The following is a 26991-nucleotide window of genomic DNA, read 5'->3' as shown; positions in this document are numbered from 1 at the left end:
CCTGCGCGGCGACACGTACATCCCCGCTTCCCGGGCTCGCACCTGACGCTCCGTACGTCCGCGGGCCCCTCACTCAAGGGTTTCCCACGTTGACCGACCACAGTTCGCTCACCCATGCCTTCTTCGCCCTGCACCGAGGGCTCCACCGGCAGGGCCCCGGCTCCGCCGCCACCACCCGGCGGCTGCTCTCCCTCGCGGGCCCGCTGCCCGCGCGGCCGCGCGTCCTCGACCTGGGTTGCGGCCCCGGCAGGGCCGCACTCCTCCTCGCCGCCGAGGCCGGCGCCGAGGTGACCGCCGTCGATCTGCACGAGCCGTTCCTCGACGAGCTCCACGCGTCCGCGCGGGCTCTCGGGCTCGCCGGATCGATCACCACCCTCAACGCCGACATGGCCGAACTCCCCTTCCCGGACGGCTCGTTCGATCTGGTCTGGGCCGAGAGCTCGGTCTACTCCATCGGCTTCGACACCGCGCTGCGCGCCTGGCGGCGCCTGCTCGCTCCCGGCGGGGCGCTCGTCCTGACCGAGTGCGAGTGGACGACCGCCGAGCCGTCCGCCGCGGCCCGTACCTTCTGGGAGCGGCACTACACCCTCCGTACCGGCGAGGAGAACCTCCGGGCCGCGACCGGTGCCGGGTACCGCGTGCTCGGCGTGCACCCGCAGCCCGAGTCCGACTGGGACGAGTACTACGGGCCGCTTGCCGCGCGCGCGGACGCGGCGGACCCCTCGGCTCCCGGCATGGCCGAGGCGCTCGCCGCCACCCGCGAGGAGATCGCGATGCGGCGCGAGCACGGCACGGAGTTCGGGTACGCGGGCTACGTCCTGCGGCCCACGGACTCCTGGCCGACCCGTCCGGAGACCGCGTAGGACGTCGCCGCGGTGCACGCCGTCCACACAACCGCCTTCGAGACCGAGGCGGAGGCCGACCTGGTCGACGCGTTGCGCGCCGACCCCGGGGCCTGGCTGCCGGGCCTGTCGTACGTCGCCGAGGCGCCCGACGGTTCCGTGGCCGCGCACGCGCTGCTCACCCGCTGCCTGGTGGGCGGGGCACTCGCGCCGGCGCTCGCTCCGGTGGCCGCACTGCCCGCGCACCAGCGGACGGGGGTGGGGTCTGCGGTCGTCCGCGCGCTGCTCGACGCGGCACGTGCGCGCGGGGAGCGGCTCGTCGTCGTGCTCGGGCATCCCTCGTACTATCCGCGGTTCGGTTTCAAGCCCGCTTCCGGGTACGGAATCCGGCCAGGTTTCGAGGTGCCCGATGAGGCGATGATGGCGCTCGTACTCGACGGATCCGACGATTCCGCGGGGCCGGCGCGGGGCACGATCCAGTATCCGGCCGCCTTCGGCGTCTGATTCACCGCGCCGGGCGCCCCCTCGGGAGCGCCCGGCGCGGCGGGACATGCGGGCCCTCGAAGTGCCGGGGGCGTCCGGAACGTACGGCAGACTTGGGCTCAGGACCGAAGCGAAGGATGGGTATGCCGACCACACCTGCCACCGCGGCGAACAGTTCGTCGAACGGCACCGGAGAAGCGATCTTGCTCGAACTCGTCGACGAGGACGGCAGGACCATCGGCACCGCGGAGAAGCTCTCCGCGCACCAGGCGCCCGGGCAGCTGCACCGGGCGTTCTCCGTCTTCCTCTTCGACGAACAGGGGCGCCTGCTGCTCCAGCAGCGCGCCCTCGGCAAGTACCACTCCCCCGGCGTCTGGTCGAACACCTGCTGCGGCCACCCCTATCCGGGCGAGGCACCGTTCGCGGCGGCCGCCCGGCGTACGTACGAGGAGCTCGGCGTCTCGCCGTCGCTGCTCGCCGAGGCGGGCACGGTGCGCTACAACCACCCGGACCCGGACTCGGGGCTCGTGGAGCAGGAGTTCAACCATCTGTTCGTGGGCATGGTGCAGGCCCCGCTGCGTCCGGACGCCGCCGAGATCGGCGGGACCGCGTTCGTGACGGCGGCGGAGCTGGCCGAGCGGCATGAGCGGGAGCCGTTCTCCGCCTGGTTCATGACCGTGCTCGACGCGGCCCGCCCCGCGATCAAGGAGCTGACCGGCCCCTCCGCGGGCTGGTAACCGCGCTCCGCCCGGTCGGAGGGGCGGCTCCGGTTCGTTAGCATGTAATACATGCAAGCTGATGACGACTCTTACGAGCTGCGCACGGGAGTGCCGTCCGTCGAGACCTTCCGCCGCCTGCGGGCCGATGCCGGCCTCTCCGACAGGGCACCCGAGGCCGTCGCGCTCGCCCTGCCGAACACCTGGCACGGGGTGGTGCTCCACCACGCGGGCGAGCCGGTCGGCATGGGCCGGATCATCGGCGACGGCGGGACCGCGTTCCAACTCGTCGACATCTGCGTGCACCCCGCCCACCAGGGCCGTGGTCTCGGCAGGCGCATCATGGCCGCGCTCACCGGGGAGCTGGAGCGCCGGGCGCCCGCGACCGCGTACGTCTCGCTGATCGCCGATGGCCCGGCGCGCTTCCTGTACGAGAAGTTCGGCTTCACCGACACCGCCGCGCACGACTCGATCGGCATGTTCTGGTCCGGGCCCGCGAGTTGAGCCGAGTTGGTTCGCACCAACTCCTTGACGGGGCTTCGGGGCCTGCCTTAAATCAAGTACTGAACGAAGTGAGCGCGGCAGGTCTCCCGCCGCGTTCACTTTTCGATCACTACTTGTCATGCGCATGTTCCACATTCACCGCCCCCCCACGCGAAGCGATGTGATGACCGTGCACGCCTCTTCCCGCCGCCGCACCACGCTCTGCGCCCTCGCCCTGGTTTGCGGCGCCGCGAGCCTGACCGCTCTTCCCCCGGCCTCGGCCGAGCCCGCGCCCCGCTCCCCCGCCGCCGTCTCCACGACGGCCGCCACCTTCACGGACGACTTCGACGGCCCGGCCGGATCGGCGGTCGACGGCGCCAAGTGGCAGACCGAGACCGGCGACAACGTCAACAACCACGAGCGGCAGTACTACACCGCGGGCAACAGGAACGCGGCACTCGACGGCCGGGGCAACCTGGTCATCACCGCCCGCAAGGAGAACCCCGGCAACTACCAGTGCTGGTACGGCCGGTGCGAGTACACCTCGGCCCGGCTGAACACCGCGGGCAGGTTCACGCAGACCTACGGCCACGTAGAGGCGCGGATGAAGGTGCCGCGCGGCCAGGGCATGTGGCCGGCGTTCTGGATGCTCGGCTCCGACATCGGGGGTGTGGGCTGGCCCGCCAGCGGTGAGATCGACGTGATGGAGAATGTCGGCTTCGAGCCCGGCACCGTCCACGGCACGCTGCACGGCCCCGGCTACTCCGGCTCGGGCGGGATCGGCGCGGGCTTCACGCTGCCCGGCGGCGAGGCGTTCGCGGACAAGTTCCACACGTTCGCGGTGGACTGGTCGCCGAACAAGGTCAGCTGGTCCGTCGACGGCAAGGTCTACCAGACGCGCACCCCTGCCGACCTCAACGGCAACCGCTGGGTCTTCGACAAGCCCTTCTTCCTGATCCTCAACCTCGCGGTCGGCGGCTACTGGCCCGGCGACCCGAACGGCAGCACCTCGTTCCCCCAGCAGCTCGTCGTCGACTACGTCCACGTGACGACGGGAAGCGGAGAGCTCTGAGACACGCAACTCGGGCCTAGATCGGGGTCACGGGCCTCGCCGTCATGGGGCGCGACCTCGCCCGCAACTTCGCCCGCAACGGATACGCGGTCGCCCTCCACAACCGCACCGCCGCCCGCACACACCAGCTGATGGCGGAGTTCGGCGAGGAGGACACCTTCGTGCCGACCGAGACGGCCGAGGAATTCGTGGCCGCCCTCGAACGTCCCCGACGGCTCGTGCTCATGGTGAAGGCGGGCGAGCCGACCGACACCGTGATCAAGGAATTCGCGCCGCTCCTGGGGCCCGGGGACATGATCGTCGACGGTCCAGCACCCCGGGGCGCCGACCGCGAGGGGTCGTTCCACACGCTCTGGGGCGGCGACCGCTCCGAGACGGACGCGTAGACCGCCCTTTCGGTGACCGGGGCCACGTCGGGGAAGCGGTGGCTGTGAACCCACTCATAGGGGGCACGTCACATGCTAAAGGCGGTAGTAGGGAGCCGGGGCCACGGGCGTGGGGCCAGGGGCGTGCGGGGGAGGTCTCGGACGGGTGCCGCTGCGTAAGGGGGTAGTACGTCACACCTTTGCGCCCGGTGGGAAGCGCCGCTAACCCTGTTTGAGGTCTACGGGGCTCGTGGATCCCACCGGGCACAACCGCCCGCTCCGGATCGAGCCCCCTCACGTCCCCCCTGAGGAGTTCCCCCCGCATGGCCATGACCCGGACGCTCAACCGTGCCGCCCGCTTCCGCAAGCTCTCCGTCACCGGCATCGCCACAGCCGGCGCCGCGGCAGCGGCCCTCTCCCTGGCCCCCTCCGCCGCGCACGCCGCGGAGCCGGACAAGGTGAGCACGGTGGCGGCGCACGTGCAGGCGCAGGCGAAGGCGCAGGCCAAGGCCGCCAAGAAGCCGCACGCCGACAACCTCGACGGCTGGATCCGCCAGTCCCTCGACATCATGAAGGCCAAGGGCATCCCCGGCTCCTACGAGGGCCTGCACCGCAACATCATGCGCGAGTCCGCCGGTGACCCGAACGCCCAGAACGGCTGGGACGTGAACGCGCAGAACGGTACCCCGTCCAAGGGCCTGCTCCAGGTCATCCAGCCGACCTTCGACGCCTACCACGTCGAGGGCACCGCAAACTCCCTGACCGACCCGGTCGCCAACATCACCGCGGCCGCCAACTACGCCGCCGACAAGTACGGCTCCATCGACAACGTCGACTCCGCGTACTGAGTCCGGTCGGCGAGGAGAGTCAGCGCATGCCGCACGAGAGCGGGAACGAGCATCCGGCGCATCCGGCCGACGGCCCCGCGGCGCCCGCCTACGGGCCCGCGCGGGTACGGCGCTCCCGGCGCAGGCCCAGGAAGAAGGTGCTGCGCTACGTGGCGTGGGGCGCCCTCGGCGTGACTCTCGTCGGTGGCGGAGGCGTGGCCTATGCCTGGCAGCACCTCAACGGCCAGATCAAGGGCACGGACGTGAACGCCGCCCTCGGCCACGACCGGCCCGCCGGGCAGCGGGACGGATCGATGAACATCCTCCTGCTCGGATCCGACTCACGGGCAGGGACCCACGGCGAGTACGGCAGTGGCGTGAGCGGGGCCCGGGCCGACACGGCGATGGTCCTGCACGTCGACAAGACCCACAAGAAGGCCTCGGTCGTCAGCATCCCGCGCGACACGATGGTGCAGCGGCCCCGGTGCACGCAGTCAGGCGGCGGCGCGGCGGGCGCGCAGCAGGCCATGTTCAACTCGTCGTACCAGGTGGGCGGCCCCGCCTGCACCGTCAAGACGGTCGAGAAGATGTCCGGCGTCCGCATGGACCACTACCTCGAAGTCGACTTCAAGGGGTTCCAGAAGCTTCTGGACGAGCTCGGCGGCGTGGACATCACCACCCGCAAGGCCATCAAGGACCACAACAGCGGTCTCTCCCTGAGCGCCGGCACGCACACGCTGAAGGGCAAGCAGGCGCTCGAGCTCGTCCGCACCCGGCACGGCGTGGGCGACGGCAGCGACCTCGGCCGCATCCAGCTCCAGCAGGCCTTCATCAAGGCGCTGATCCACCGCGTGAACACCGTCGACCCGCTCAGCGACCCGGGCAAGTCCTACGACCTGGCGGACACCGCGACCAAGACCGTCAGCGCCGACTCCGACCTGGCCTCCGCGGACAAGCTCCTCGGGCTCGCCGAGGAGTTGAAGGGCATTAGCCCCGACCGCACCGACATGGTGACGATGCCAGTCACCTACGACGCGCGGGACGCGGGCCGCGTCAAGCCGCTGGACAAGGCCTCGCACGCCGTCTGGAACGCCCTGCGCGAGGACCGGACCATACCGAAGGACGCCACCCGGGGCTCGGTGGGCGACAGAACCGATTCGCCGGTGTCGGCCGGCTCCTGACCCGGATCTAGCCCTGGGGTTTGAGGGGCAGCGCCGCCCAGATGACCTTGCCGCCGCTCGCGGTGTGCTCGGCGTCGCAGGCGCCGCCCGCCTCCTGGGTGATCTCGCGGACGAGGAGGAGTCCCCTGCCGCCCGTCTGGCCGTGGTCCGCCACCAGGGCCGTCGGGCGGTAGGGGTGGTTGTCCTCGACGGAGACCCGCACCCACTCGGCGCCGACCGCGACCTCCACCGCGAGCATCGGCGAGAGCAGGGCCGCGTGCCGCACCGCGTTGGTGACCAGCTCCGAGACGATGAGGAGCAGGCCCTGGACGACGTCGTCCGAGGCGGGTACGCCCTGCCGCGCGAGGAGGTCGCGCACCGCGTGCCGGGCCTGGGGTACGGAGGCGTCGACGGCGGGGGCGGTGAAGCGCCATACGCCCTCGTAGGGCATCGGTCCGTCACGGCCGGGGAGTGGGCCGGGCCGCCTCCCGCCGTTCTCCATCGTCCGGTCGCCGCCCTTGCGCTCGATTGTCGCCACACATCGAGTGTTGGGAACGCTCTGGTCCGTGCCCCGCCACTGACCAGAAGTCAGCGATTATCGACGCGTTTTGACCGGTGGTGCGTGCCGCCGTCAGTCGGGTGACTGTTCCTGCCCCTGTTGTTCCGCTTTCAAGCGCTCTTCAGGTTGTACGAGGCTGACGATGCGGCGCCCTCCGATGCCCGTGGCGATCAGACCGAGGCCGTCGAAGAGCAGCGCCAGCGAGAAGAAGCACCCGATGACGTACTGACTGCTGCTGGGCCATCCCGCGAGGACCAGGACGCCGATCAGCAGGCCGAAGGCGCCCTGCAGCAGGGTCAGGGCGAACTGCGGGCCGCGTACCACCAGGCTGCCGACCAGGCGGAACACTCCGCCCGTGAGGAAGAGCAGGGCCGCGAACATGGTCAGCGCCTCGGCCGCCACCTCGGGCCTGCGCAGGATCACGACGCCCGCCGCGAGGTTCAGCGCGGCGACCACGACGCCCAGCCAGAAGAAGCTGCTGCCGCGCGACTGGACGGCGTGCAGCAGCCCGACGACACCGCCGATGAGCAGCAGCCAGCCGAAGAGCAGCATCGAGGTCAGCGTGGCGACGCCGGTGTAGACGAGGCCGACGAGCCCGGCCACGGCCAGGATCACGCCCAGCAGGGCGAGCCAACCGAAGCTGCGGCTCAGCCGGGCGCCCTGCCTGCCGCGGCTGCCGTTCGCGGGTTCGGTGGGCCTGGTGGTCCCGGCGTCCCTGGGTCCGGCCATCGGCGTCTCCCTCTCGCTCGGCGGAGCCTTGCGCGCCCTATGCACGTTACGCGCCTTATCTCCCCACCCCTCCTTGATCGTACGTTCGAGGAGTGCGGATAGCATCCGGCGCATGGAGCCGCAGCTGAGGCAGACCGTCACGGACGGCGTCGCCACCGTCCTCATCGACCATCCGGCCAAGCGCAACGCCATGACCGCCGACATGTGGCGCCAGGTGCCGCCGCTCTTCGCCGCCCTCGCCGCCGACCCGGCCGTGCGCGCCGTCGTGCTCACCGGCGCGGGCGACACCTTCTGCGCGGGCGCGGACATCTCCTCGCTGCGCGAGTCCCCGGGCGCGGCGCAGGACCTCGCCGTGCGCGCCGAGGAGGCCCTCGCGGCCTTCCCCAAGCCGACGCTCGCCGCGGTGCGGGGCTACTGCGTGGGCGGCGGCGCGCAGCTGGCGGGCGCGTGCGACCTGCGGTTCGCGGACGAGGGCGCCTCGTTCGGCGTCACGCCGGCCAAGCTGGGCATCGTCTATCCGGCGTCGTCCACCCGTCGCCTGGTGTCCCTCGTGGGACCGTCCGCCGCCAAGTACCTGCTCTTCTCCGGCGAGCTGATCGACGCGGAGCGGGCGCTGCGCACCGGCCTGGTCGAGGAGGTGCTGCCCGCCGGCGGCCTGGACAAGCGGGTCGCGGAGTTCACCCGGGTCCTCGCGGCGCGCTCGCAGCTGACGCAGGCCGCGGCGAAGGAGTTCGCGGCCGGGCGCACCGACCGGGACGCCCACTGGGCCGAGCGGGCACGCGGCAGCGGCGACACCGCCGAGGGTGTCGCCGCCTTCCTGGAGCGTAGGCAGCCGCGCTTCACGTGGACCGTGCGGGCGGACTGAGCCCCGGGCCCGTCCTGCAGAGCCTGGCTGCCCCCACTGCCCCCACTGTCCCTACTTGCCGCCTGCCGCCTCCTGCCCGAAGCGGCTCCGGTCGCGGATCCTGGCGACGAGGTGCGCGGGCGCCTTCCCCGGGGAGCCCGCGTCGTAGGGCGGCTGGGGGTCGTACTCGGTTATCAACTGGACGGTCTGCGCGTGCTCGTCACCCGCGATCCGGCCGGCCAGGGTGAGGCCCATGTCGATGCCCGCGGAGACGCCGGCCCCCGTGACGTACTTGCCGTCGAAGACGACCCGCTCCCCCGTCGACTCCACGCCGAGCCGGTCCAGCTCGCCGAGGGCGCACCAGTGGGAGGTGGCGCGGCGGCCCTTGAGGAGACCGGCGGCGGCCAGGGCGAGGGAGCCGGTGCACACCGAGGTCGTCCAGGTGCTCGTCGCGTCGACCGTGCGCAGCCAGTCGAGGAGCGGCTCGTTCTCCATCTGGTCGCTCTGGCCGGGGCCGCCGGGCACCACCACGATGTCGGGGCTGCGCACCTCGGCGAAGGACTTGTCTGCGACGAGGGCGAGGGAGCCGGTGTCGTCGCGGACGGGGCCCGCCTGCTCGGCCACGAAGACCGTCTCGTAACCGGGCAGGGAGCTCAGGGTCTGGTAAGGGCCGATGGCGTCCAGGACGGTGAAGCGCTCGTACAGGGCGATGGCGATCTGCATGGGGTCCCTATCGGTTGGCCAGTGGTTGGCGATCGGTCGGCTGTCGGTCGGTTCGACCGGTGGATGTGCCGGGCGGTGCGGGCGGCACCGGATGGAAGCGGCGGCGGTACTCGGCCGGTGCCGTGCCGAGCGTCTTGACGAAGGCGCGGCGCATCGCCTCCGGAGTGCCGTAGCCGCAGGCGCGCGAGACCTGTTCGACGCCGTCGTCGGTGTCCTCGAGCAACCGGCGGGCGTGCTCGACGCGGACGCGCTCGACGTACTTGCCCGGGGTGAGCCCGGTGTCCGCCCGGAAGGCGCGGGCGAAGTGGCGGGGCGAGAGCCGGGCGCGCGCGGCGAGCGCGTCGACCGACAGGTCGTCGGCCGGATGCTCGGTGATCCACTGCTGGACGTCGCGCAGCGGCTCGCGCCGTGCGGTCTGCGCGGCGAGCTGGACGCTGAACTGCGCCTGGTTCCCCGGGCGTCGCAGGAAGACGACGAGGTGGCGGGCGATGGTGAGCGCCGCCTCGCGGCCGTAGTCCTCCTCGACGAGCGCGAGCGCCAGGTCGATGCCCGCGGTGACCCCGGCGGACGTCGCGACATGGCCGTCGCGCACGTAGATGGGGTCCGGGTCGACCTCGACCCCCGGATGGTCCCTGGCCAGCTTCTCGCAGTACGCCCAGTGCGTCGTCGCGCGGCGGCCCTCAAGGAGGCCCGCCTCGGCGAGCCGGATGGCGCCGGTGCAGACCGAGACGAGGCGCTCGGCGCGCGGGCCGTGCTCGCGCAGCCAGTCGGTCAGCGCCCGGTCCGCGGGCCGGGTGCCCGGACCGCCCGGGACCAGCAGCGTGTGCGGCGCGGGCGCGTCGGCGAGCTTGGAGTCCGGGACCAGGGTGAGGCCGCTGGACGTGCGTACGGGGCGGCCGTCCAGGGACGCCGTGCGTACGCGGTAGCCGCTCCCGGGGTCTGTGAGGCAGACTCCGGCGCCCGCGAAGACCTCCGCGGGTCCGGTGACGTCGAGGCTCTGGACGTCGTCGAAGAGGACGACCAGGACGGTGCGCTGCTCCATGCCCCGATTCTTCGCCCGCCCCACGATGGCCGCAATGACGAGTAGCCCACCATTCCTGCCATCGTGCCTGTCGTTGTTCCGGTCCTCGTTCCGGTCTTCGTCCCTGTCATTCGGTCACACGTCACAGGGACTGACCACGGACGACATACCAACCAGTAGGTACCGTGCTCCCATGACCTCTTCGACGACCTCCTCCACGGCTACGGCACTGCCCCCGCACGCGGGACGCCGCTGTCACAACGTCCTCAACTCCCTGCACTCGACGCACTACTTCTCGCCCGACTCGGCGCGGGAGATGGCCGCGTTCGGCATCACTCACCCCGCAGCCGTCAACTTCGCCCTGCGCGCGGCGGCCCTCGGCGCCGTCGGCCCCGGGACCGTGACCGCCACGTTCTACAACTACAAGTACGAACTCGTCGCCGAGCACGTGCCGGAGGTCTGGAAGAGCGCCACGCCCGAGGAGGCCCGCGGCGCACGCCTGCGTGCCGTCGACACGACGCTGCGCCGGCTCCTCGGCGAGGAGCTCGTCGCCTCGCCCGAGATGGCGGAGGCCGCAGACCTCGCCCTGCGCGCCACCGAGGCCTGCGACCGCGCCGCCCGCCCCCTGTACTCCGCCCACGCCGACCTGCCCGTGCCCGACGCACCGCACCTCGCGTACTGGCACGCGGCGACGCTGCTGCGCGAACACCGCGGCGACGGGCACCTGACCGTACTGCTCTCCGCGGAACTCGACGGCCTGGAGGCCCTGGTGAGCCACACCGCCACCGGCAAGGGCATGACGCCCAAGTGGCACTTCGCCACCCGGGGCTGGAACAGGGCGGAGTGGGACGACGCCGTGCGGCGGCTGCGCGGGCGCGGACTGCTCGACGCCGAGGGCGAGTTGACGGAGGACGGCGTGGCCCTTCGCCGGGACATCGAGGCGGAGACGGACCGCCTCGACCGGGCCCCCTACGAGCACTTGGGCGCCGCGGGCGTCGAGCGGCTGACGGAGCTGGGCACCCTGTTCACCGGGACCGCGCTCCAGGCGGGCGCCTTCCCGGCGGATCTGCTCGGCAAGCGCTGAGAGCCTGTCTTTGAACCCCCGTCGTCCGCGCGAAGCGCGGGCGCAGCGGCGGATTGGGGCCTCCCCTGCTCGAGCGGAGCCGAGAGCTTGGGGAAGCGTGCGATCGGTGTGCGGAGTTCGAGGTCATGTGGCGGAGCCACCTGTCCTGGAACTCCGTGCGCCGAGGGCGCGTGCCGGGCGTCGCTGCGCAGGCGGGGGTTCAAAGACAGGCTCTCAGACCCGGTTCGGCCCGGCTTCGCGGGCGCGGTGGCGGGCGTCGGGGCGCGGGAGGGGGTTCAAAGCGGGGCTCCGAGGTACCCGGGCGTCTCCTGACCGCCACCCCCGGCCGCGCCGGGAGACGAAAGGGGAGATCCATGTTCCGTGCCATAGCGGATGTGCTGCGCCAGATCGCGAGCGCCATCGCCACCGTCGTCACCCTGCCGTTCCGGGCCGTTGGGCGGCTGTTCGGCGGAGCCTCCCGTTCCGCCGGACGGGGCGGGCGGGGCGGGCGGAGCACCGGCCGCCGCCCCGGGCGGATGGGGCGGACCCGCCGGGTCTGATCCCCCGCCAACGGCGCCACCTGCCACAATTGCCCGGCAACCTCAGCGAGAAGGCGGTACCGGAACGTGGCAGCTTTGAAGACGTCCACCCCTGCGTCCATCGAAGGCAGGATCGCCGAGGAGCTCGGCGTACGGGAGCGGCAGGTGAAGGCCGCCGTCGACCTGCTCGACGGCGGGTCCACGGTGCCCTTCATCGCGCGCTACCGCAAGGAAGCGACCGAGATGCTCGACGACGCGCAGCTGCGCACGCTCGAGGAGCGGCTGCGCTACCTGCGCGAGCTCGAGGACCGGCGCGCCGCGATCCTCGACTCGGTCCGTGAGCAGGGCAAGCTCACCGACGAGCTGGAGGCGCGGATCCGCGAGGCGGACACCAAGGCGCGGCTCGAGGACATCTACCTGCCCTTCAAGCCCAAGCGGCGCACCAAGGCGCAGATCGCCCGTGAGGCGGGCCTCGAGCCGCTGGCCGACGGGCTGCTCGGCGACCCGACGGTGGAACCGCCGGCGGCCGCCACGGCGTTCGTGGACGCCGACAAGGGCGTCGCCGACCCGCAGGCCGCCCTCGACGGGGCCAGGGCGATCCTCGCCGAGCGGTTCTCGGAGGACGCCGACCTGATCGGCGAACTGCGCGAGCGCATGTGGGTACGCGGCCGTCTCGCCGCCAAGGTCCGCGAGGGCAAGGAGGAGGCGGGCGCCAAGTTCGCCGACTACTTCGACTTCGCCGAGCCCTTCACCGAGCTCCCCTCGCACCGCGTCCTCGCGATGCTGCGCGGCGAGAAGGAGGAGGTCCTCGACCTCACCCTGGAGCCCGAGGAGCCCTCCGCCACACCGGGCGCCCCTTCCACGTACGAGGGGATCGTCGCCCAGCGCTTCGGCATCGCCGATCGTGGCAGGCCGGGCGACAAGTGGCTGCAGGACACGGTGCGCTGGTCCTGGCGGACCCGGATCCTCGTCCACCTCGGGATCGATCTGCGGCTGCGCCTGCGGACCGCCGCCGAGGACGAGGCGGTACGGGTCTTCGCCTCGAACCTGCGCGACCTGCTGCTCGCGGCGCCCGCCGGTACGCGCGCCACGCTGGGCCTTGACCCGGGGTTCCGCACGGGCGTGAAGGTGGCCGTCGTCGACGCCACCGGCAAGGTCGTCGCGACCGACACGATCCACCCGCACGTCCCGGCCAACAAGTGGGACCAGTCCCTGGCCACGCTCGCGAAGCTCGCCAAGGAGCACGCGGTCGACCTCGTGGCCATCGGCAACGGCACGGCCTCGCGCGAGACCGACAAGCTCGCCGCCGAGCTCATCGACAAGCACCCCGAGCTGAACCTCACGAAGGTGATGGTCTCCGAGGCCGGCGCCTCCGTGTACTCCGCCTCGGCCTTCGCCTCCCAGGAGCTGCCCGACCTCGACGTGTCGATCCGCGGTGCGGTCTCCATCGCCCGGCGCCTGCAGGACCCGCTGGCCGAGCTGGTGAAGATCGACCCCAAGTCGATCGGGGTCGGCCAGTACCAGCACGACCTCTCCGAGATGAAGCTGTCGCGTTCGCTCGACGCCGTCGTCGAGGACTGTGTGAACGGCGTCGGCGTGGACGTGAACACCGCGTCCGCCCCGCTCCTCGCCCGGGTCTCCGGCATCGGCGCGGGCCTCGCGGAGAACATCGTCGCTCACCGCGACGCCAACGGCCCCTTCAAGAGCCGCAAGGGCCTCAAAGACGTGGCCCGGCTCGGCCCGAAGGCGTACGAGCAGTGCGCGGGCTTCCTCCGCATCCGCGGCGGCGACGACCCGCTGGACGCGTCCAGCGTGCACCCGGAGGCGTACCCCGTCGTACGCAGGATGGTGAAGTCGGCGGGCGGCGACGTCGGTTCGCTGATCGGCAACACGGGGGCGCTGCGCTCGCTGCGGCCGGACGACTTCGTGGACGACGCCTTCGGTCTGCCGACCGTCACGGACATCCTGAAGGAGCTGGAGAAGCCGGGCCGCGACCCGCGCCCCGCCTTCAAGACGGCGACCTTCAAGGAAGGCGTCGAGAAGCTCTCCGACCTCGCCACCGGGATGGTGCTCGAAGGGGTCGTCACGAACGTCGCCGCGTTCGGGGCGTTCGTCGACGTGGGCGTGCACCAGGACGGCCTCGTGCACGTGTCCGCCATGTCGAAGACGTTCGTCAAGGACCCGTGGGACGTCGTCAAGCCCGGCGACATCGTCAAGGTGAAGGTCATGGACGTCGACATCCCGCGCAAGCGGATCTCGCTGACGCTGCGCCTGGACGACGAGACGGGCGGCGGGGCCGCCTCCGGCGGAGAGCAGCCGAAGCGGGGCGGCGGCCGGCCGCCCGAGCAGCGGCAGGGCGGCCGTGGTGGCGGTGGTGGCGGTCAGCGCGGGCAGAAGCCGCAGCGGCAGGGCCCGCCGCCCGCCAACGACGCGATGGCCGAGGCGTTGCGGCGGGCCGGTCTGGTGGATCCCAAGCGGCGCTGAGGCGCTGCCAGGGGGTGCGTGGAGGTCAGAGTGACAGTTCGGTCACTTTGCCCTCCGCCACCTCCAGGCGGCGTGTCACCTGGACCGCGTCGAGCATCCTGCGGTCGTGCGTGACCAGCAGCAGCGTGCCCTCGTAGGACTCCAGGGCCGACTCCAGCTGCTCGATCGCGGGCAGGTCGAGGTGGTTCGTCGGCTCGTCGAGGACGAGCAGGTTGACGCCGCGGCCCTGGAGCAGGGCGAGGGCCGCGCGCGTCCGCTCGCCGGGCGAGAGCGTGGCCGCCGAGCGCAGCACGTGTTCCGCCTTGAGGCCGAACTTGGCGAGCAGCGTGCGGACTTCGGCCGGCTCGGTGTCGGGGACCGCCGCGCAGAACGCGTCGAGCAGGGACTCCTCGCCGTGGAACAGCGCGCGGGCCTGGTCGACCTCACCCACCAGGACGCCCGATCCGAGGGCCGCGTGGCCCGCGTCCAGCGGAAGGCGTTCCAGGAGCGCGGCGAGCAGCGTCGACTTGCCCGAGCCGTTCGCCCCGGTGATGGCCACGCGGTCCGCCCAGTCGATCTGCAGCGTGAGGGGACCCAGCGTGAACGCGCCCCTGCGCACCTCCGCGTCGCGCAGGCTCGCGACGACCGAACCGGAGCGCGGGGCCGCCGCGATCTCCATGCGGAGCTCCCACTCCTTGCGGGGTTCCTCGACGACGTCGAGGCGCTCGATCATGCGCTGCGTCTGCCGGGCCTTGGCCGCCTGCTTCTCGCTGGCGTCGCTGCGGAGGTTCCGGCCGATCTTGTCGTTGTCGCCGCCCGCCCTGGCCTTGCGGCGGGCGTTCTTCACGCCCTTGTCCGACCACGAGCGCTGCATCTGGGCGCGGCTCTGGAGCGCCGACTTCTTGTCGGCGTACTCGTCGTACTCGTCGCGGGCGTGGCGCCGGGCCGTCTCCCGCTCCTCCAGGTACGCATCGTAGCCGCCGCCGTAGAGGTTGATCTGCTGCTGGGCCAGGTCGAGTTCGAGGACCTTGGTGACGGTGCGGGTGAGGAACTCGCGGTCGTGGCTGACCACGACCGTACCGGCGCGCAGGCCGCGTACGAAGCCCTCCAGGCGTTCCAGGCCCGCCAGGTCGAGGTCGTTCGTCGGCTCGTCGAGGAGGAACACGTCGTACCGGGAGAGGAGCAGCGAGGCGAGTCCCGCGCGGGCCGCCTGGCCTCCCGAGAGCGACGTCATGGGCTGGTCGAGGCTGACGGCGAGACCGAGGGAGTCGGCGACGTCCTCGGCGCGTTCGTCGAGGTCCGCGCCGCCGAGCGCCAGCCAGCGCTCCAGGCTCGTGGCGTACGCGTCGTCCGCGCCCGGGGCGCCGTCGACGAGGGCCTGGGTCGCCTCGTCCATGACGCGCTGGGCCTCGGCGACGCCGGTGCGCCGGGCCAGGAAGGCGCGGATCGACTCACCCGGGCGGCGGTCCGGCTCCTGGGGCAGGTGCCCGACGGACGCGGCGGGCGGCGAGAGCCTCAGCTCTCCCCCTTCGGGGGCGTCGAGGCCCGCGAGGAGCCTCAGCAGCGTGGACTTCCCCGCTCCGTTGGCCCCGACGAGACCGATGACGTCGCCGGGGGCGACGACCAGTTCAAGTCCGGAGAACAGGGTGCGGTCGCCGTGGCCTGCGGCGAGATCTTTGGCGACGAGAGTTGCGGTCATCAGGGGGTGATTGTAGGACGTGGGGCGGGGTGGCCTCCCGCCCCTCACGCTCTGTGGGTGACCCAGAGCGACTCCGCCGGCCAGCGGTGTGCCCAGTCGGGTGGGTCGGTCTCGTTGTAGCCGTTGGGTGTTCCGGGTTCGGGCCGCGGCTCTATGAGGTCGTCGATGATCAGACCCGCGCCGCGCAGGACCCTGACCCAGTCGCCGTAGGTGAGCTGATAGCTGGTCGCGCCGTCGCCCTCGGCGATGGTGTCCAGCCCGAAGTAGTCCTGCCGCAGCGTCGTGGTCACGCGGCTCGCGGCTTCGTCGTAGCACGCTTCGAACCATGGGCTTGCGACGTTGAACACCAGGCGCCCGCCCCGGCCCAGGACGCGTGCGGCCTCCGGGACGGCCAGCTGCGGGGGCGCCCAGCTGAGCCCGCCGAAGTCGCAGAAGACCAGGTCGAAGCTGTCGGCGGCGAAGGGGAGTCGTTCTGCGGCGCCCTGCACCAGCGGGTAGCGGGCCGCTCCCATCGCGTCGGCCGCCGCGGCGAGCTGGGCTTCGGACAGGTCGAGCCCGACCACGGTGGCGCCCTCGGCGGCGAGGGCTCTGGACCACTGGCCGGCGCCGCAGCCGAGTTCGAGGACGCGCTTGCCGGTGACGTCGCCCAGGGCGCGCAGGCGCGCGTCGGGGATGGAGTACATGCCCCACAGCCGGGGTGTGGCGCCGATTCGCGGGTCGTGCTCGTGCTGGTAGGCGCTGCTGATCCGGTTCCAGAGCCGCCGGTTGGCGGGGATGCTGTCCACGCGCCGACTCCAGCACTGCGTGGCGGGGGCGGTCAACACATTTGGAGCACTGGCCGGTCCTCACGTCGGCGGCGATCGCGGTCACGGCGAGGCCGGGGCGACCAGCACGCTCGTGGAGGTCCGGGCCACCACGTAGGCCTCGCCCTTCGTGGCCTTGGCCGGCAGCGGGACCCGGTGCCGCCCCGGCTCCAGGACCTCGTCGAGGACTTCGTGGGTGTGGGTGCGCGAGAGGCGGTCCGTGCGGTACGCCGTAAGCCGGACCCGGCACGCCGACGTGACCTCCAGCTCCGCCGCGCCGGGGCCCGCCGTGAGCCGGGTGAGGCGGCGCTGTTCCATCGGGCTGCGGTCCAGCGCGTACTCGATCTGGGCGAGCAGGACCGGGATGACCGGGGCGAGGCCGTCGACGTGGGCGACCTGGGCGCCCGCGCCGTCGAAGGCCGAGCGTACGGAGTGGCGGGTCGCCTCGGGGACCGCGCGGCCGAAGGCGACCGCGCCGTACGTGCGGAGTTCGTCGGGCGCGACGCCCGCCGCGTCCGCCGCGATCTCCGCGCCGATGCCGATCGTGCGCAGCGCCGCGGCCAGTTTGGCGAGGAGCGCCACGCGCGGGCCGATCAGCAGGACCCGGCGGCGGGCCTGGCGCTCTCCCGCGGTGAGCAACTGGCCGAGTGCCTCGCGGTATTCGGCGCCCCGGAAGCGGAAGGGCCCTATGCCGTGGTAGCCGTTGAGCACCAGGTCGACCGGCTCCGACGTCTGCCAGGCGAAGTCGCGCCAGACGAAGTCGTCGCTGCCGTCGGCGCTCTTCTCGATCACCGCCGTGACCGCGCCGCACTCCAGGCCCTCGCACTCGGGGCAGCCGTAGATGACGTAACGCCCCTCGCGCAGCGGCGCCTCGGCCTCCAGGAGCAGTCTGCGGACGTGCGCCGTGAAGATGGCCGGCGGGATGTCGGCGGCCAGCGGCGACACCGCGTCGAGGTCGGACAGCCAAAAGAGCAGGGGGCGCCCGTCCACGATGAAGTCGACGAAGTCGCGGTGTACTTGGTAGCCACCGTCGGCGAGGACCCCACCGGCGCGCATGGCCGGTGCCAGACCGAAGGTCGCGTACTCGGCAGACATGCTGTGAGTATCCCCACCCGGCATGTGATGTGAGCACGGCATGGCACATTCCGCTACGTTCCCGGTATGAAAGATGACGATGTGATCGTGGTGGGCAGTGGGGTCGTCGGGCTCACCACGGCCGTCGTGCTCGCCGAGTCGGGGCGCCGCGTGCGGGTGTGGAGCAAGGAGCCCGCCGAGCGGACCACCTCGGCCGTTGCGGGCGCCCTGTGGTGGCCCTACCGCATAGAGCCGGTGGCGGCGGCCGGTGACTGGGCGCTGGACTCGCTGGCCGTGTACGAGGAGTTGGCCGCTCGCGGCGGGTCCGGCGGCGTACGCATGGTCGAGGGCGTACATGCCGAGACAGGGCTGGACGCGTTGGGGCCGTGGGCGTCGCGCGTGGCGGGGCTGCGGCCCGCGGAGCGCGGCGAGTACGCGGGGCGTGGGCTCTGGGCGCGGTTGCCGCTCATCGACATGCCGGTCCATCTCGGCTGGCTGCGGGAGCGGTTCCGTGCGGCGGGCGGGGTGGTGGAGGAGCGTACGGTCGGGCGGCTCGCGGAGCCCCTGGCCGAGGCGCCCACCGTGGTCAACTGCTCGGGGCTCGGCGCGCGTCGGCTCGTACCGGACGACGCGGTGTACCCGGTGCGGGGTCAGCTCGTCGTCGTGGAGAACCCGGGGATCGAGACGTGGTTCACGGCGGCCGACGCCGCGTCGAGTACGACCACGTACTTCTTTCCGCAGCCGGGCGGGCTGCTGCTCGGCGGGACCGCCGAGGACAGCGTCTGGTCGGCCGAGCCGGATCCGGCGGTGGCCGAGGCCATCGTCGCGCGGTGCGCGGCCGTGCGGCCGGAGATCGCGGGGGCGCGGGTGCTCGGGCATCGGGTGGGGCTGCGGCCCGCGCGCCACCGGGTGCGCCTGGAGCGGGAGCGGACGCCGGAGGGCGGGGTGCTCGTGCACAACTACGGGCACGGCGGCGCCGGTGTCACGGTCGCCTGGGGGTGTGCGCGGGAGGCGGCGCGCCTGGCGGACGCCGCCTCCTGAGGGCCCGTCTTCGGGACGGAACGGGCAGAGCCTGACTCAGCGCTTCCTGACCGCCGTGCTGCCCGAGTCCTCGTCGTCGCCGTTGTCGTCCTGGGCCGGGCCGATCCGGATCTCGAAGTCGCCGGCGTACTGCTCGTGCCCGGCGATCACGGCCTTCTCGACCGCTTCCGTGCCGTGCTCACCGCGCACGATCAGCGGGTCGTGGCGCAGGTCCCGCATCAGCGACACACACATGCCGATCATCACGAGGGTGAAGGGAGCGGCCACCAGGATCGTGAGGTTGCGCAGGCCGGTGAGCGCGTCGTCCGAGCCGTCGCCGATCAGCAGCATGACCGCGCCGACGGCGCCGGTCACGATGCCCCAGAAGATCACCACGAACCGGCCCGGTTCGAGGGCGCCCTTCTGGGAGAGCGTGCCCATCACGATGGACGCGGCGTCGGCGCCCGAGACGAAGAAGATGCCCACGAGGATCATCACCAGGAGGCTGGTGACGGTGGCGATCGGATACTCGTGGAGCAGGCCGAAGAGCTGCGCCTCCTGCGTCGTCTCGCCCTTGAGTCCGCCCCGGTCCGCGACGGTCATGGCGCTGCCGCCGAACACGGCGAACCAGATGAGGCTGACGGTGCTCGGCACCAGGATGACGCCGCCGACGAACTGCCGGATCGTACGGCCGCGGCTGATCCGCGCGATGAACATGCCGACGAAGGGCGTCCACGAGATCCACCAGGCCCAGTAGAAGACCGTCCAGCTGCTCAGCCAGTCCGCGACGCCCTTGCCGCTGGACGCCTCGGTGCGGCCGATCAGCTGGGGCAGGTCGTCGAGGTAGGCGCCGAGCGAGGTGGGCACCATGTCGAGGATGATGACCGTCGGGCCCGCGACGAAGACGAACAGGACGAGCAGCGCGGCGAGCACCATGTTGATGTTGGAAAGCCACTGGACGCCCTTCTCCACACCGGAGATGGCGGACGCCACGAAGGCCAGGGTCAGCACGGCGATGATGACGACGAGCAGGCCCGTGCCGGCGTTCTCCATCCAGTCGAGCACCTCGATGCCGCTGCCGATCTGCAGGGCGCCGAGGCCGAGGGAGGCGGCCGAGCCGAAGAGCGTGGCGAAGATGGCGAGGATGTCGATGACCCGGCCCCAGGCGCCGTGCGCGTGCTTCTCGCCGATGAGCGGTTCGAAGACGGCGCTGATGGTCTGGCGCCGGTTGCGGCGGAAGGTGCTGTACGCGATGGCGAGGCCCACGACGGCGTAGATCGCCCACGGGTGGAGCGTCCAGTGGAAGAGCGTGGTGGCCATCGCGGTCTCCATCGCCGCGGGCGGATCGGCCGGATCGGTGCCCGGCGGTGGCGAGGTGAAGTGGGCCAGGGGCTCGCTCACTCCGTAGAACATCAGGCCGATGCCCATGCCGGCGCTGAACATCATGGCGACCCAGGAGACGGTGCGGAACTCCGGGTCCTCGCCCTCCCGCCCGAGAGTGATCTTTCCGTACCGGCTGACGGCCAGCCAGAGCGCGAAGACGACGAACCCGGTGGCGGTCAGCATGAAGAACCAACCGCCGTTGTGCATCAACCCGTTGAGCATGTCCGTGGAGACATCCTGCAACGAATCCGTCGACACCGCGCCCCAGACCACGAACGCCAGGGTGAGCACGGCGGTCACGCCGAACACCACCCGGTCCGTCTGTGGCGAGCGGCCGCCGGGGGCGGGCGCCATGATCTCCTGCGCCCCTCCCCCGTCGTCCGCTTTCCGCTGATCCTGCGTCACAAGGGGCACCTTTCGAGGGGACGTTTGTTTCCGGACTTTGTTCTCCGCTACCCCCTACCACATGTGACGCACCTCTCACTTCCTCAACAGGCCATGTCGGGCCGAGCCGTGACCACGTGATACGGCGCGCGCTCGTCGAGCAGGAGCGGGACGAGACGGCGCGCGGGCTGCCTCAGCGGTACGTACGCGCCGGACTTCCCGCGCCTCACGGTGACGCCGTGCAGGGCGAGTTCGTCCTTGATGTCGCGGTACTGGGCGGCGTCGAGGCGGTAGCCGCAGGGCGGGTCCTGGATGATCTCGGACGGTTCGGCGGGGTCGTTGTCGGCGCCGCCGATGTAGACCGGGCCGCGGTCGCGGAAGCCCTCGGCGCGGGCGGCGCCGGTGGCCGCCTCGAGCCGGTCACGACGCTCGTCCGTGAACTCGGCCAGGCCACCGAGCGCCGAACGCTGGGAGGCCACGCGCCGCCGGTTGTTCAGCGCCTCGTCCTTCTTCTCGGCGTCGGTCATCGGATCGACGCGGCTCTCGATGAGCAGTCCCGCCGCGTGCTTGATGCCGGACATGTTGCGCAGGATGCGTTCCTGGCCGTCGCCCGCGGTCTGCTTGATCGGGTCGCCGGTGACCGGGTCGGTCCAGATGCCGTACGTGCCGATGGTGTACGCGTCGTGCCGGGCGGCGGGGCGTACGTACGCCTCGGACAGGGTCTGCGCCTCCCTGTGCACGGCGTCGTCGGTGTTGAGGTTGCGCGGCCAGAGGTCGAACAGGTCTTTGTCGTAGTACTTGGGGGTGGCGCCGTACTCGTGCAGGTCGTAGATGACGTCGGGCTCGCGGTCGCGGATCACGGCGGCCACGGCGCGGGCCTCCGCGGTCTTCAGGGCGAGGTGGTCGCGGTTGATGTCCACGCCGTCGGAGTTGCCGCGGGTGTCGGCGGCGCGGCCGTCGGGATTGGCGGTGGGCAGGACGAGCAGCGTGGTGCGGGAGAGGAAGCGCCGGGTCTTCTTGTCCTTCGCGTATGCCAGGTCGCGGATCGTGGACAGGCAGGCCTCGCGGCCCGACGGCTCGTCGCCGTGCTGGCTGCAGATCAGCAGGATGGTGTTCTTCGAGGGGCGTTCGCCGATGCGGACCAGTTGGAGGGGGCGGCCCTGCTTCGTGGTGCCGATGCGGCTGACGGTGACCCTCTTGGCGGCCTTGTCGACGGTGGCGAGGAGTTCCTGTTCCTCCGGCTGGTTGGTCCAGCGCGCCCCGTCGGTCTCCTCGAATCCGGTACGGGGCGGGGTCTGCGTCGCCTGGGCGGGCGCCGTCAGAAGGGGCGCGGCGAGTGCGGCGGTGGCGCAGGCGAGCGCCAGGGTGCGTATGCGGGGCGTCATGAAGTGCGGCCTCCGGGAACGGGGTTGAGCGGGCGGGGCGGGGCCACGCCGTCGAGACGGGACCGGCCGGGTGTGCGGGGTGCGGTGGTGGTGAAGGAGTCCGCGCCGCCGGCCAGCGGCAGTTTCGCCGAGGTGCGGGCGAGGTCGATGGTGAGCGTCGGGGTGTCGGCGGGCGGCTCGATGAGATTCTTGTCGGTGCCCGCGACGATCAGCGCCAGGCGGTGCCCCTTGGGCACGACGTGGTCGCTCGCGGCGAGGTCGAGGGTGATGGTGTGCGGCTTGCCCGGGGTGAGCGGGTGGCCGTGCCGGGCATCGGCCCAGTTGCCGAGGTCGGCCCAGCCGCGGCTGAAGATCGTGTAGTCGACGGCGGCGGTCCTGGCGCGCGTCTCCTTGAAGCAGGAGCTGTCACCCGCGGTGCTCGCGCCCCAGCAGGTGCGTTCGGGAAGGGTGGTGATGCCCTCGCCCGGGGCGGAGTAGTCCCGGATGGTGTCGGGGCCGAGGTCGACGAGGACCGCGGAGAGGTGGGCGGTGCGGGTCGTCGGGGTCGCGGTGACGGTCACCGTGGAGGAGCCGGAGAGGCGCAGGTCGCGTCCGAGGGGGTCGCTGACGAAGCCCGCCTTGGCGGGGGTCGGCGTGCCGATGCGATCGGCCCAGTCGGTCTCGCTCAGCGAACGGTCGTCGGTGAAGGTCTCGGTGCCCTTGCCGGGCCGCAGTCCGAGGGTGCCGACACCGGGCGCCGCGCCCTTGGCCGGGCGGAGGGCGACCGCGTGGGTGCCGCGCGGCGGCCAGACCCGGTCGGTGGTCCAGTGGTCCGGGGCGCGTTCGATGTCGGCCATCGGCTCGCGGTCGACGCCGTTGTCGTAGCCGAGGAGTTCGTGGTCGAACCAGCGGTGCAGCGTGCGCACCCAGTCGCCGCGGCGCAGGTCGAACGGGTCGACGTGGCCGGCCTGGCTGAGCCACACCTTGCGGTCGACGCCGTTCTTCGCGAGGGCGTCCCACCACTGGCCGAAGTGCTTGGTGCGGACGTTGAGGTCCTGCATGCCGTGCACGGCGAAGACGCTGGCCCGGACCTTTCCGGCGTCCGGCACGTGGTTCCGTTCGCTCCACAGGCGGGTCCAGTCGCCGGAGCGCGGCGCCCCGTCGACCAGGCGCTGCTGCACGGCGCCGCAGCGGGCGCGGGCCTCGGGGCTCTCCACGGCGTTCGAGAGGCCGTCGGGGCCGCCGTCGTAGAGCGGCGCGCCCTTGGCGAAGTAGTAGTCGTACCAGGAGGAGATCGCGCCGATCGGCACGATCGTCCGCAAGCCCTTGACGCCGGTGGCGGCCACTCCGTTCGCGACGGTCCCGTCGTAGCTCTTGCCGATCATTCCGGTGGCGCCGTTGGTCCACGACGCCTTCGTACGTTCGCTTCCTGTGCGGCTCGTGTAGCCGCGGGCGCGCCCGTTCAGCCAGTCGACGACGGCCTTCGCGGACTGGACGTCGGAGCGGCCGCCGACGTCGACACAGCCGTCGGAGCGGTTGGTGCCCGCGAGGTCCACGGCGACGTAGCCGTAGCCGCGCGGCACGAAGTAGTTGTCGTAGTAGAGGGGGAGTTGGACGGGCTTGCCGTCCGCGTCGTACGTCTTCTTCTGGCTCTCGTTGCCCCGCCCGCAGCAGGAGTAGTACGGGCTCGCGTCCATGATCACGGGTATCCGGCGGCCCGTGCGGTCGAGTTCGCGGGGCCGGACGATGTCGACGGCGACACGGTCGGTCCTGCCGTCCGCGTCACCGTCGATCCTGGTGTCGACCCAGACGGATTCGCGGATCGCGTTCTCGTAGGAGTACACGGGCTTGCTCTCGCCCGGTGTACGCAGGCTCTGGCCCGGCGTGCGGGGGGACTGTGCCGCCCCCTGCGCCGCGCCCGGGGACATGAGGGTGGCGATCAGGGCGGCCAGGGCCGCCGCGAGAAGTGCTCTCCACAGGAGGCGGGTGCGTCGCGCACGTATCGGCATGGCGCGGAAGGTACACGGGCGAACTGCCGCGCGACAGGGGGCCGTAGGCGACATGTCAGGTGCGTGGGACATTGAGGCACATGTCGGCCGCATGGCGATCATGTGACGTTCGGGGCCATGGACATGACGCGTGCGGGCGGGGCTGAATAGGCTCGTCGACCAAGACGAACCGATCTTCAGACCCTACGACTTGGAGTTTGACGTGCACCGCAGACTCATCGCCCCGGGCGCGCTCGCGGCCTCTCTCCTGCTGGCGATCCCGGCATCGGCCGCGGACTTCACCCCCGGGGCGCCGGGCATCGGCGACCCCTACTACCCGGCCAGCGGCAACGGCGGATACGACGTCTCGCACTACGACCTGCGGCTGAAGTACCAGCCCGGGACCGACCTGCTCGAAGGCACGGCGACGATCAACGCCCGCACCACGCAGGACCTCTCCCGCTTCAACCTCGACTTCGGCCTCAAGGTCTCCGAGGTGCGGGTCAACGGCAAGAAGGCGAAGTTCGCGAAGACCGGCGACCAGGAACTGGAGATCACGCCGCCGGCGGGACTGTCCAAGGGCACGGCGGTCACGGTCGTCGTGCGGTACGCGGGCAAGCCCTCCGAGCTGAAGATCAACGGCTACACGGCCTGGCACCGGACGCCGGACGGCGGCGTCGCGGCCCAGGAGCCCGACTCGGCCGTGTGGTGGTTCCCCTCCAACGACCACCCGCTGGACAAGGCGACGTACGACGTGTCCGTCTCCGTGCCCGACGGCACCCAGGCGATCTCCAACGGCGTGCTGCAGTCGCAGAGTTCCAAGCTCGGCTGGACCCGCTACAACTGGCGCTCCAACAAGCCGCAGGCGAGCTACCTCGCCACCCTCGCGGTCGGCAAGTTCGACATCACGACCGACAGGACCGAGAGCGGCCTGCCGGTCCTCAACGCCTACAGCAAGGACCTCGGCGACAACGCGGGCTCGGCGCGGGCCAGCATAGAGCGGACCACCGAGGTCGCCGAGTGGCTGGAGACGGTCTTCGGCAAGTACCCCTTCAACGCGCTCGGCGGGTACGTCCCGAACGTGAAGAGCAGCTACGCCCTGGAGACCCAGACGCGGCCCTTCTACAGCCCCGCCGCGTTCGCGAACGGCTCCAACGCGTCGATCGTCGTCCATGAGCTGGCCCACCAGTGGTACGGCGACAGCGTGTCCGTGGACGGCTGGAAGGACATCTGGGTCAACGAGGGCTTCGCCCGCTACAGCCAGTGGCTGTGGTCGGAGAAGGAGGGCGAGGGCACTGCGCAGGAGCTGGCGGACTACGTGTACGCCCAGCACCCCGCGGACGACCCGTTCTGGCAGGTCAAGCCGGGCGACCCGGGGCCGGACAACCAGTTCCACGGTGCGGTCTACGACCGGGGCGCGCTCGCCCTGCAGGCGCTGCGCAACGAGGTCGGGGACAAGACGTTCTTCGCGATCCTGAAGCAGTGGCCGCAGCAGCACGCGTACGGCAACGCCAAGGTCAACGACTTCGTGAAGTTCGCCGAGAAGGTCTCGGGCAAGCCGCTGGCCGAGCTGTTCGACACCTGGCTCTACCAGCCGTCGCGTCCGGCGGCTCCCGCCGTGCGGGACGCCGGTATCGCCCGCTCCGCCGCCGCCCCGGCCAAGCCGAAGTCGTGGAAGCAGATCGCCGCGACGAACGGTGTGCACGAGCACGGTCACGGTCACTGAGGACCGGCGTGCCGGACCCGGGCGGCGCCGCCGCGCCGCCCGGGCGCGGCGCCACAGGCTCTCAGAGCCTGTCTTTGAACCCCCGCCTGCTCAGCGCGCCGCGGCGTACGCGCCCAGGATGACGTCGAGGGCCGCGTCCGGCTCCCGCACCGTCGGGAAGTGGTCGCTGTGCGCGAGGCGCACCGTGCGGCAGCCGGGGATGCGCCGCGCCATCGTCTCGTTCACGTGGATCACCTCGGGCTGGTCGAGCTCGCCGATGGCGAGGACGCACGGCACGTCGAGCTCGCCGAGCCGGTCGTAGGCGGGCGGGTCGGGCCTGTTGTGGGGGACGTTGGCGAACCACGCCGGGACCACCGCCCGCAGATGCGCCTCGACCTCCGGGTCGTCACCGGTCCCCGCGGCGCCCGAGGTGCGCCTCAGCAGCGCCACGATGCCGTCCACGTCGCCCGCCTCGGCGAGCCTGCCGATCTCGGCCATGAACGCCGCGGGAACGAGCTCGTCGGCGCCGGTGACGCCCGGCACCAGCAGGGCGAGGCTCGCCACCCGCGCCGGATCGCGGAGCGCGAGGCTCAGGGCCGTCGCACCGCCCATGCTCGACGCGGCGATGACGGCGCGGGCCACCCCGAAGTGGTCGAGGACGGCGATCAGGTCTTCGACCAGGGAGTACGGGGCGGTCGGGGCCGGCGACCTGCCGTACCCCCGCGCGTCGTAGCGGATCACCCGGTGCCGTGCCGTGAGGCTCGGGAGGATGCCGTCCCAGATGCGGGAGTCGCCGACCCCCGGGTGCAGCAGGACCAGCGGGAGGCCCGCGCCGTCCGCGCCGCCCGGGTCGCCTGAGTCCTGCGCCCACACTTCGCCGTCCTTGACCGACACCACGACGTCCATGCCGCCGAGTCTCCGCGGGTGCGGGTGGAACCGCCAGGGGGCCCGGCGGGCGAGGGCGCGAATGGGTAGGTCTAGCGACCGGAACCTGTCGGATCGGCAGCGGGCGGGTCGTCCGGGTCGTGGCTCCACAGGATGCCCGGCTCGCCGCCCGGCGCCACGGAGGCGCCGGTGTCCGGCACCGGCGGCAGCTCCGGGAGCGCTCCCGTGAACGGTGTCACGGGCAGCCCCGTCAGCGGCTCCGACGCGATGCGGCTCGCCAGCTCGGACGCCCACTCGGAGACCTGGCCGCGCAGTTCGGCCTCGGCCTCGGCGCGCTCCGCCTCTCCCCTGGCCTGCCCGGTGGCGAGAGCCCCGTCGCTCGCCACGCCGACCGCCTCCCGCGCGGGCCGCCCGACGTGCGCGCTCTCGCGACGGGGTTCGGAGAGCAACCTCTGCCGGGCCTCCGTATCGCCCCCTGCGTCCGTGAGGACCGGCCCCCGTCCTTCGAGGGCGCGGCCGGCGCGCGGCAGGAGGCGTCCGGCGAGGAGACAGAGGGCGCCGCACAGGACGACGGCGACCGCCAGTTCCTGGGCCTTCGGGCCGATCGGCCCGAGTTCCACGGGGATGGGTTGCATGCCGGTGCTCTACCCGCTCATCCGTGCGCGACAACGCACACCTGCGGGTCGGTTAGCGCCTGTCTTTGAACGCCCGCCCGCGCCCCGGGGCCCGGACGCGCCCTCGGCGCACGCACCGAACGGCGCGGTGGCGCCACCTCGGACATACGTGATCTCCGACAT

The 26991-nt window shown here is 72.0% G+C and carries 22 protein-coding genes and 3 pseudogenes; 13 read left to right on the top strand and 12 right to left on the bottom strand.

The window, feature by feature from the left end:
* Window positions 1-89: 89 nt before the first annotated feature.
* The 7 genes and pseudogenes from AC07DI_RS04695 (at window position 90) to AC07DI_RS04665 (ending at window position 5969) form a co-directional block, all read left to right on the top strand.
* Window positions 90-1346: pseudogene (locus tag AC07DI_RS04695) on the top strand (GNAT family N-acetyltransferase).
* Window positions 1347-1468: 122 nt separating this feature from the next.
* On the top strand, window positions 1469-2062 hold the full coding sequence (gene idi / locus AC07DI_RS04690; RefSeq protein ID WP_384247531.1) for an isopentenyl-diphosphate Delta-isomerase: 594 nt from the start codon (window positions 1469-1471) through the stop codon (window positions 2060-2062).
* 51 nt (window positions 2063-2113) lie between these two features.
* Complete coding sequence (locus AC07DI_RS04685) at window positions 2114-2545, top strand: GNAT family N-acetyltransferase (protein WP_384247532.1); 432 nt, start codon at window positions 2114-2116, stop codon at window positions 2543-2545.
* Between the two features lie 163 nt (window positions 2546-2708).
* Complete coding sequence (locus AC07DI_RS04680; RefSeq protein WP_478902161.1) at window positions 2709-3596, top strand: glycoside hydrolase family 16 protein; 888 nt, start codon at window positions 2709-2711, stop codon at window positions 3594-3596.
* 20 nt (window positions 3597-3616) lie between these two features.
* Window positions 3617-3925, top strand: a pseudogene (locus tag AC07DI_RS04675) (NAD(P)-binding domain-containing protein); the annotation flags it as partial.
* A 359-nt stretch (window positions 3926-4284) separates the two neighbouring features.
* Window positions 4285-4809: a transglycosylase SLT domain-containing protein gene (locus AC07DI_RS04670; RefSeq protein ID WP_384247535.1), complete on the top strand. Its 525-nt coding sequence runs from the start codon at window positions 4285-4287 to the stop codon at window positions 4807-4809.
* A gap of 26 nt (window positions 4810-4835) precedes the next feature.
* Window positions 4836-5969: an LCP family protein gene (locus AC07DI_RS04665; RefSeq protein ID WP_478902159.1), complete on the top strand. Its 1134-nt coding sequence runs from the start codon at window positions 4836-4838 to the stop codon at window positions 5967-5969.
* Between the two features lie 7 nt (window positions 5970-5976).
* Here AC07DI_RS04665 and AC07DI_RS04660 read toward each other — a convergent pair whose 3' ends face one another.
* Together AC07DI_RS04660 and AC07DI_RS04655 are read right to left on the bottom strand one after the other, a co-directional pair.
* Window positions 5977-6486 carry an ATP-binding protein gene (locus AC07DI_RS04660; protein ID WP_478902158.1) on the bottom strand — a complete coding sequence of 170 codons (510 nt, stop codon included), beginning with the start codon at window positions 6484-6486 and terminating at the stop codon, window positions 5977-5979.
* Between the two features lie 93 nt (window positions 6487-6579).
* Window positions 6580-7236: an HdeD family acid-resistance protein gene (locus AC07DI_RS04655; RefSeq protein ID WP_384247541.1), complete on the bottom strand. Its 657-nt coding sequence runs from the start codon at window positions 7234-7236 to the stop codon at window positions 6580-6582.
* A 112-nt stretch (window positions 7237-7348) separates the two neighbouring features.
* Between AC07DI_RS04655 and AC07DI_RS04650 the strand changes: the two genes are divergently transcribed.
* The gene (locus AC07DI_RS04650; protein ID WP_478902156.1) at window positions 7349-8101 is read left to right on the top strand and encodes an enoyl-CoA hydratase/isomerase family protein; all 753 of its coding nucleotides are present in this window, start codon (window positions 7349-7351) and stop codon (window positions 8099-8101) included.
* Window positions 8102-8152: 51 nt separating this feature from the next.
* Here the strand turns inward: AC07DI_RS04650 and AC07DI_RS04645 are convergent, their stop codons facing one another.
* Together AC07DI_RS04645 and AC07DI_RS04640 are read right to left on the bottom strand one after the other, a co-directional pair.
* Window positions 8153-8803 (bottom strand): DJ-1/PfpI family protein, encoded by a 651-nt coding sequence (locus tag AC07DI_RS04645; RefSeq protein ID WP_478902154.1) that lies wholly within the window; start codon window positions 8801-8803, stop codon window positions 8153-8155.
* Between the two features lie 7 nt (window positions 8804-8810).
* Window positions 8811-9845 (bottom strand): GlxA family transcriptional regulator, encoded by a 1035-nt coding sequence (locus AC07DI_RS04640; RefSeq protein ID WP_478902153.1) that lies wholly within the window; start codon window positions 9843-9845, stop codon window positions 8811-8813.
* A gap of 172 nt (window positions 9846-10017) precedes the next feature.
* Here AC07DI_RS04640 and AC07DI_RS04635 point away from each other — a divergent pair, with 172 nt between their 5' ends.
* The 3 genes and pseudogenes from AC07DI_RS04635 to AC07DI_RS04625 all read left to right on the top strand — a co-directional run bounded on the left by AC07DI_RS04635 (window position 10018) and on the right by AC07DI_RS04625 (window position 13910).
* Window positions 10018-10908 carry an SCO6745 family protein gene (locus tag AC07DI_RS04635; protein WP_478902151.1) on the top strand — a complete coding sequence of 297 codons (891 nt, stop codon included), beginning with the start codon at window positions 10018-10020 and terminating at the stop codon, window positions 10906-10908.
* Between the two features lie 353 nt (window positions 10909-11261).
* A pseudogene (locus tag AC07DI_RS04630) lies at window positions 11262-11390 on the top strand (LPFR motif small protein); the annotation flags it as partial.
* A 123-nt stretch (window positions 11391-11513) separates the two neighbouring features.
* Window positions 11514-13910 (top strand): Tex family protein, encoded by a 2397-nt coding sequence (locus tag AC07DI_RS04625; protein ID WP_478902149.1) that lies wholly within the window; start codon window positions 11514-11516, stop codon window positions 13908-13910.
* 25 nt (window positions 13911-13935) lie between these two features.
* On the opposite strand, the gene AC07DI_RS04620 is transcribed toward AC07DI_RS04625, so the two are convergent.
* From AC07DI_RS04620 to AC07DI_RS04610, 3 genes are all read right to left on the bottom strand, one after another.
* A complete protein-coding gene (locus tag AC07DI_RS04620; protein WP_478902147.1) occupies window positions 13936-15588 on the bottom strand; it encodes an ABC-F family ATP-binding cassette domain-containing protein in 1653 nt (550 codons plus the stop codon).
* A 44-nt stretch (window positions 15589-15632) separates the two neighbouring features.
* Window positions 15633-16373 carry a class I SAM-dependent methyltransferase gene (locus tag AC07DI_RS04615; protein WP_478902146.1) on the bottom strand — a complete coding sequence of 247 codons (741 nt, stop codon included), beginning with the start codon at window positions 16371-16373 and terminating at the stop codon, window positions 15633-15635.
* An 81-nt stretch (window positions 16374-16454) separates the two neighbouring features.
* The gene (locus AC07DI_RS04610; protein WP_478902144.1) at window positions 16455-17486 is read right to left on the bottom strand and encodes an oxidoreductase; all 1032 of its coding nucleotides are present in this window, start codon (window positions 17484-17486) and stop codon (window positions 16455-16457) included.
* Window positions 17487-17552: 66 nt separating this feature from the next.
* Here AC07DI_RS04610 and AC07DI_RS04605 point away from each other — a divergent pair, with 66 nt between their 5' ends.
* Window positions 17553-18506, top strand: a complete 954-nt coding sequence (locus tag AC07DI_RS04605) for an FAD-dependent oxidoreductase (protein WP_384247561.1) — start codon at window positions 17553-17555, stop codon at window positions 18504-18506.
* Window positions 18507-18542: 36 nt separating this feature from the next.
* Here the strand turns inward: AC07DI_RS04605 and AC07DI_RS04600 are convergent, their stop codons facing one another.
* The 3 genes from AC07DI_RS04600 to AC07DI_RS04590 form a co-directional block, all read right to left on the bottom strand.
* The gene (locus AC07DI_RS04600) at window positions 18543-20222 is read right to left on the bottom strand and encodes a BCCT family transporter (RefSeq protein WP_478902291.1); all 1680 of its coding nucleotides are present in this window, start codon (window positions 20220-20222) and stop codon (window positions 18543-18545) included.
* A gap of 134 nt (window positions 20223-20356) precedes the next feature.
* Window positions 20357-21637, bottom strand: a complete 1281-nt coding sequence (locus AC07DI_RS04595; RefSeq protein WP_478902143.1) for a M14 family metallopeptidase — start codon at window positions 21635-21637, stop codon at window positions 20357-20359.
* The gene (locus AC07DI_RS04590) at window positions 21634-23625 is read right to left on the bottom strand and encodes a Xaa-Pro dipeptidyl-peptidase (RefSeq protein ID WP_478902142.1); all 1992 of its coding nucleotides are present in this window, start codon (window positions 23623-23625) and stop codon (window positions 21634-21636) included. Before AC07DI_RS04590 ends, AC07DI_RS04595 begins: the two co-directional genes overlap by 4 nt.
* A gap of 202 nt (window positions 23626-23827) precedes the next feature.
* On the opposite strand from AC07DI_RS04590, the gene AC07DI_RS04585 reads away from it, so the two are divergent.
* Complete coding sequence (locus tag AC07DI_RS04585) at window positions 23828-25330, top strand: M1 family metallopeptidase (protein ID WP_478902140.1); 1503 nt, start codon at window positions 23828-23830, stop codon at window positions 25328-25330.
* A 90-nt stretch (window positions 25331-25420) separates the two neighbouring features.
* Here AC07DI_RS04585 and AC07DI_RS04580 read toward each other — a convergent pair whose 3' ends face one another.
* On the bottom strand, window positions 25421-26215 hold the full coding sequence (locus AC07DI_RS04580) for an alpha/beta fold hydrolase (RefSeq protein ID WP_478902138.1): 795 nt from the start codon (window positions 26213-26215) through the stop codon (window positions 25421-25423).
* A gap of 71 nt (window positions 26216-26286) precedes the next feature.
* Complete coding sequence (locus AC07DI_RS04575) at window positions 26287-26829, bottom strand: hypothetical protein (protein ID WP_478902136.1); 543 nt, start codon at window positions 26827-26829, stop codon at window positions 26287-26289.
* Window positions 26830-26991 lie beyond the last annotated feature (162 nt).

This window comes from Streptomyces sp. NPDC044106 (assembly GCF_056433985.1).
Note: the sequence above shows the minus strand (reverse complement) of the source record. Positions and strands in the feature narration are given on the sequence as shown.

Coding starts and splice junctions, on each gene's coding strand:
- idi (WP_384247531.1), top strand. CDS start 1,469: ATGCCGACCACACCTGCCACCGCGGCGAACAGTTCGTCGAACGGCACC.
- AC07DI_RS04685 (WP_384247532.1), top strand. CDS start 2,114: ATGCAAGCTGATGACGACTCTTACGAGCTGCGCACGGGAGTGCCGTCC.
- AC07DI_RS04680 (WP_478902161.1), top strand. CDS start 2,709: ATGACCGTGCACGCCTCTTCCCGCCGCCGCACCACGCTCTGCGCCCTC.
- AC07DI_RS04670 (WP_384247535.1), top strand. CDS start 4,285: ATGGCCATGACCCGGACGCTCAACCGTGCCGCCCGCTTCCGCAAGCTC.
- AC07DI_RS04665 (WP_478902159.1), top strand. CDS start 4,836: ATGCCGCACGAGAGCGGGAACGAGCATCCGGCGCATCCGGCCGACGGC.
- AC07DI_RS04655 (WP_384247541.1), bottom strand. CDS start 7,236: ATGGCCGGACCCAGGGACGCCGGGACCACCAGGCCCACCGAACCCGCG.
- AC07DI_RS04650 (WP_478902156.1), top strand. CDS start 7,349: ATGGAGCCGCAGCTGAGGCAGACCGTCACGGACGGCGTCGCCACCGTC.
- AC07DI_RS04645 (WP_478902154.1), bottom strand. CDS start 8,803: ATGCAGATCGCCATCGCCCTGTACGAGCGCTTCACCGTCCTGGACGCC.
- AC07DI_RS04640 (WP_478902153.1), bottom strand. CDS start 9,845: ATGGAGCAGCGCACCGTCCTGGTCGTCCTCTTCGACGACGTCCAGAGC.
- AC07DI_RS04635 (WP_478902151.1), top strand. CDS start 10,018: ATGACCTCTTCGACGACCTCCTCCACGGCTACGGCACTGCCCCCGCAC.
- AC07DI_RS04620 (WP_478902147.1), bottom strand. CDS start 15,588: ATGACCGCAACTCTCGTCGCCAAAGATCTCGCCGCAGGCCACGGCGAC.
- AC07DI_RS04610 (WP_478902144.1), bottom strand. CDS start 17,486: ATGTCTGCCGAGTACGCGACCTTCGGTCTGGCACCGGCCATGCGCGCC.
- AC07DI_RS04605 (WP_384247561.1), top strand. CDS start 17,553: ATGAAAGATGACGATGTGATCGTGGTGGGCAGTGGGGTCGTCGGGCTC.
- AC07DI_RS04600 (WP_478902291.1), bottom strand. CDS start 20,222: ATGGCGCCCGCCCCCGGCGGCCGCTCGCCACAGACGGACCGGGTGGTG.
- AC07DI_RS04595 (WP_478902143.1), bottom strand. CDS start 21,637: ATGACGCCCCGCATACGCACCCTGGCGCTCGCCTGCGCCACCGCCGCA.
- AC07DI_RS04590 (WP_478902142.1), bottom strand. CDS start 23,625: ATGCCGATACGTGCGCGACGCACCCGCCTCCTGTGGAGAGCACTTCTC.
- AC07DI_RS04580 (WP_478902138.1), bottom strand. CDS start 26,215: ATGGACGTCGTGGTGTCGGTCAAGGACGGCGAAGTGTGGGCGCAGGAC.
- AC07DI_RS04575 (WP_478902136.1), bottom strand. CDS start 26,829: ATGCAACCCATCCCCGTGGAACTCGGGCCGATCGGCCCGAAGGCCCAG.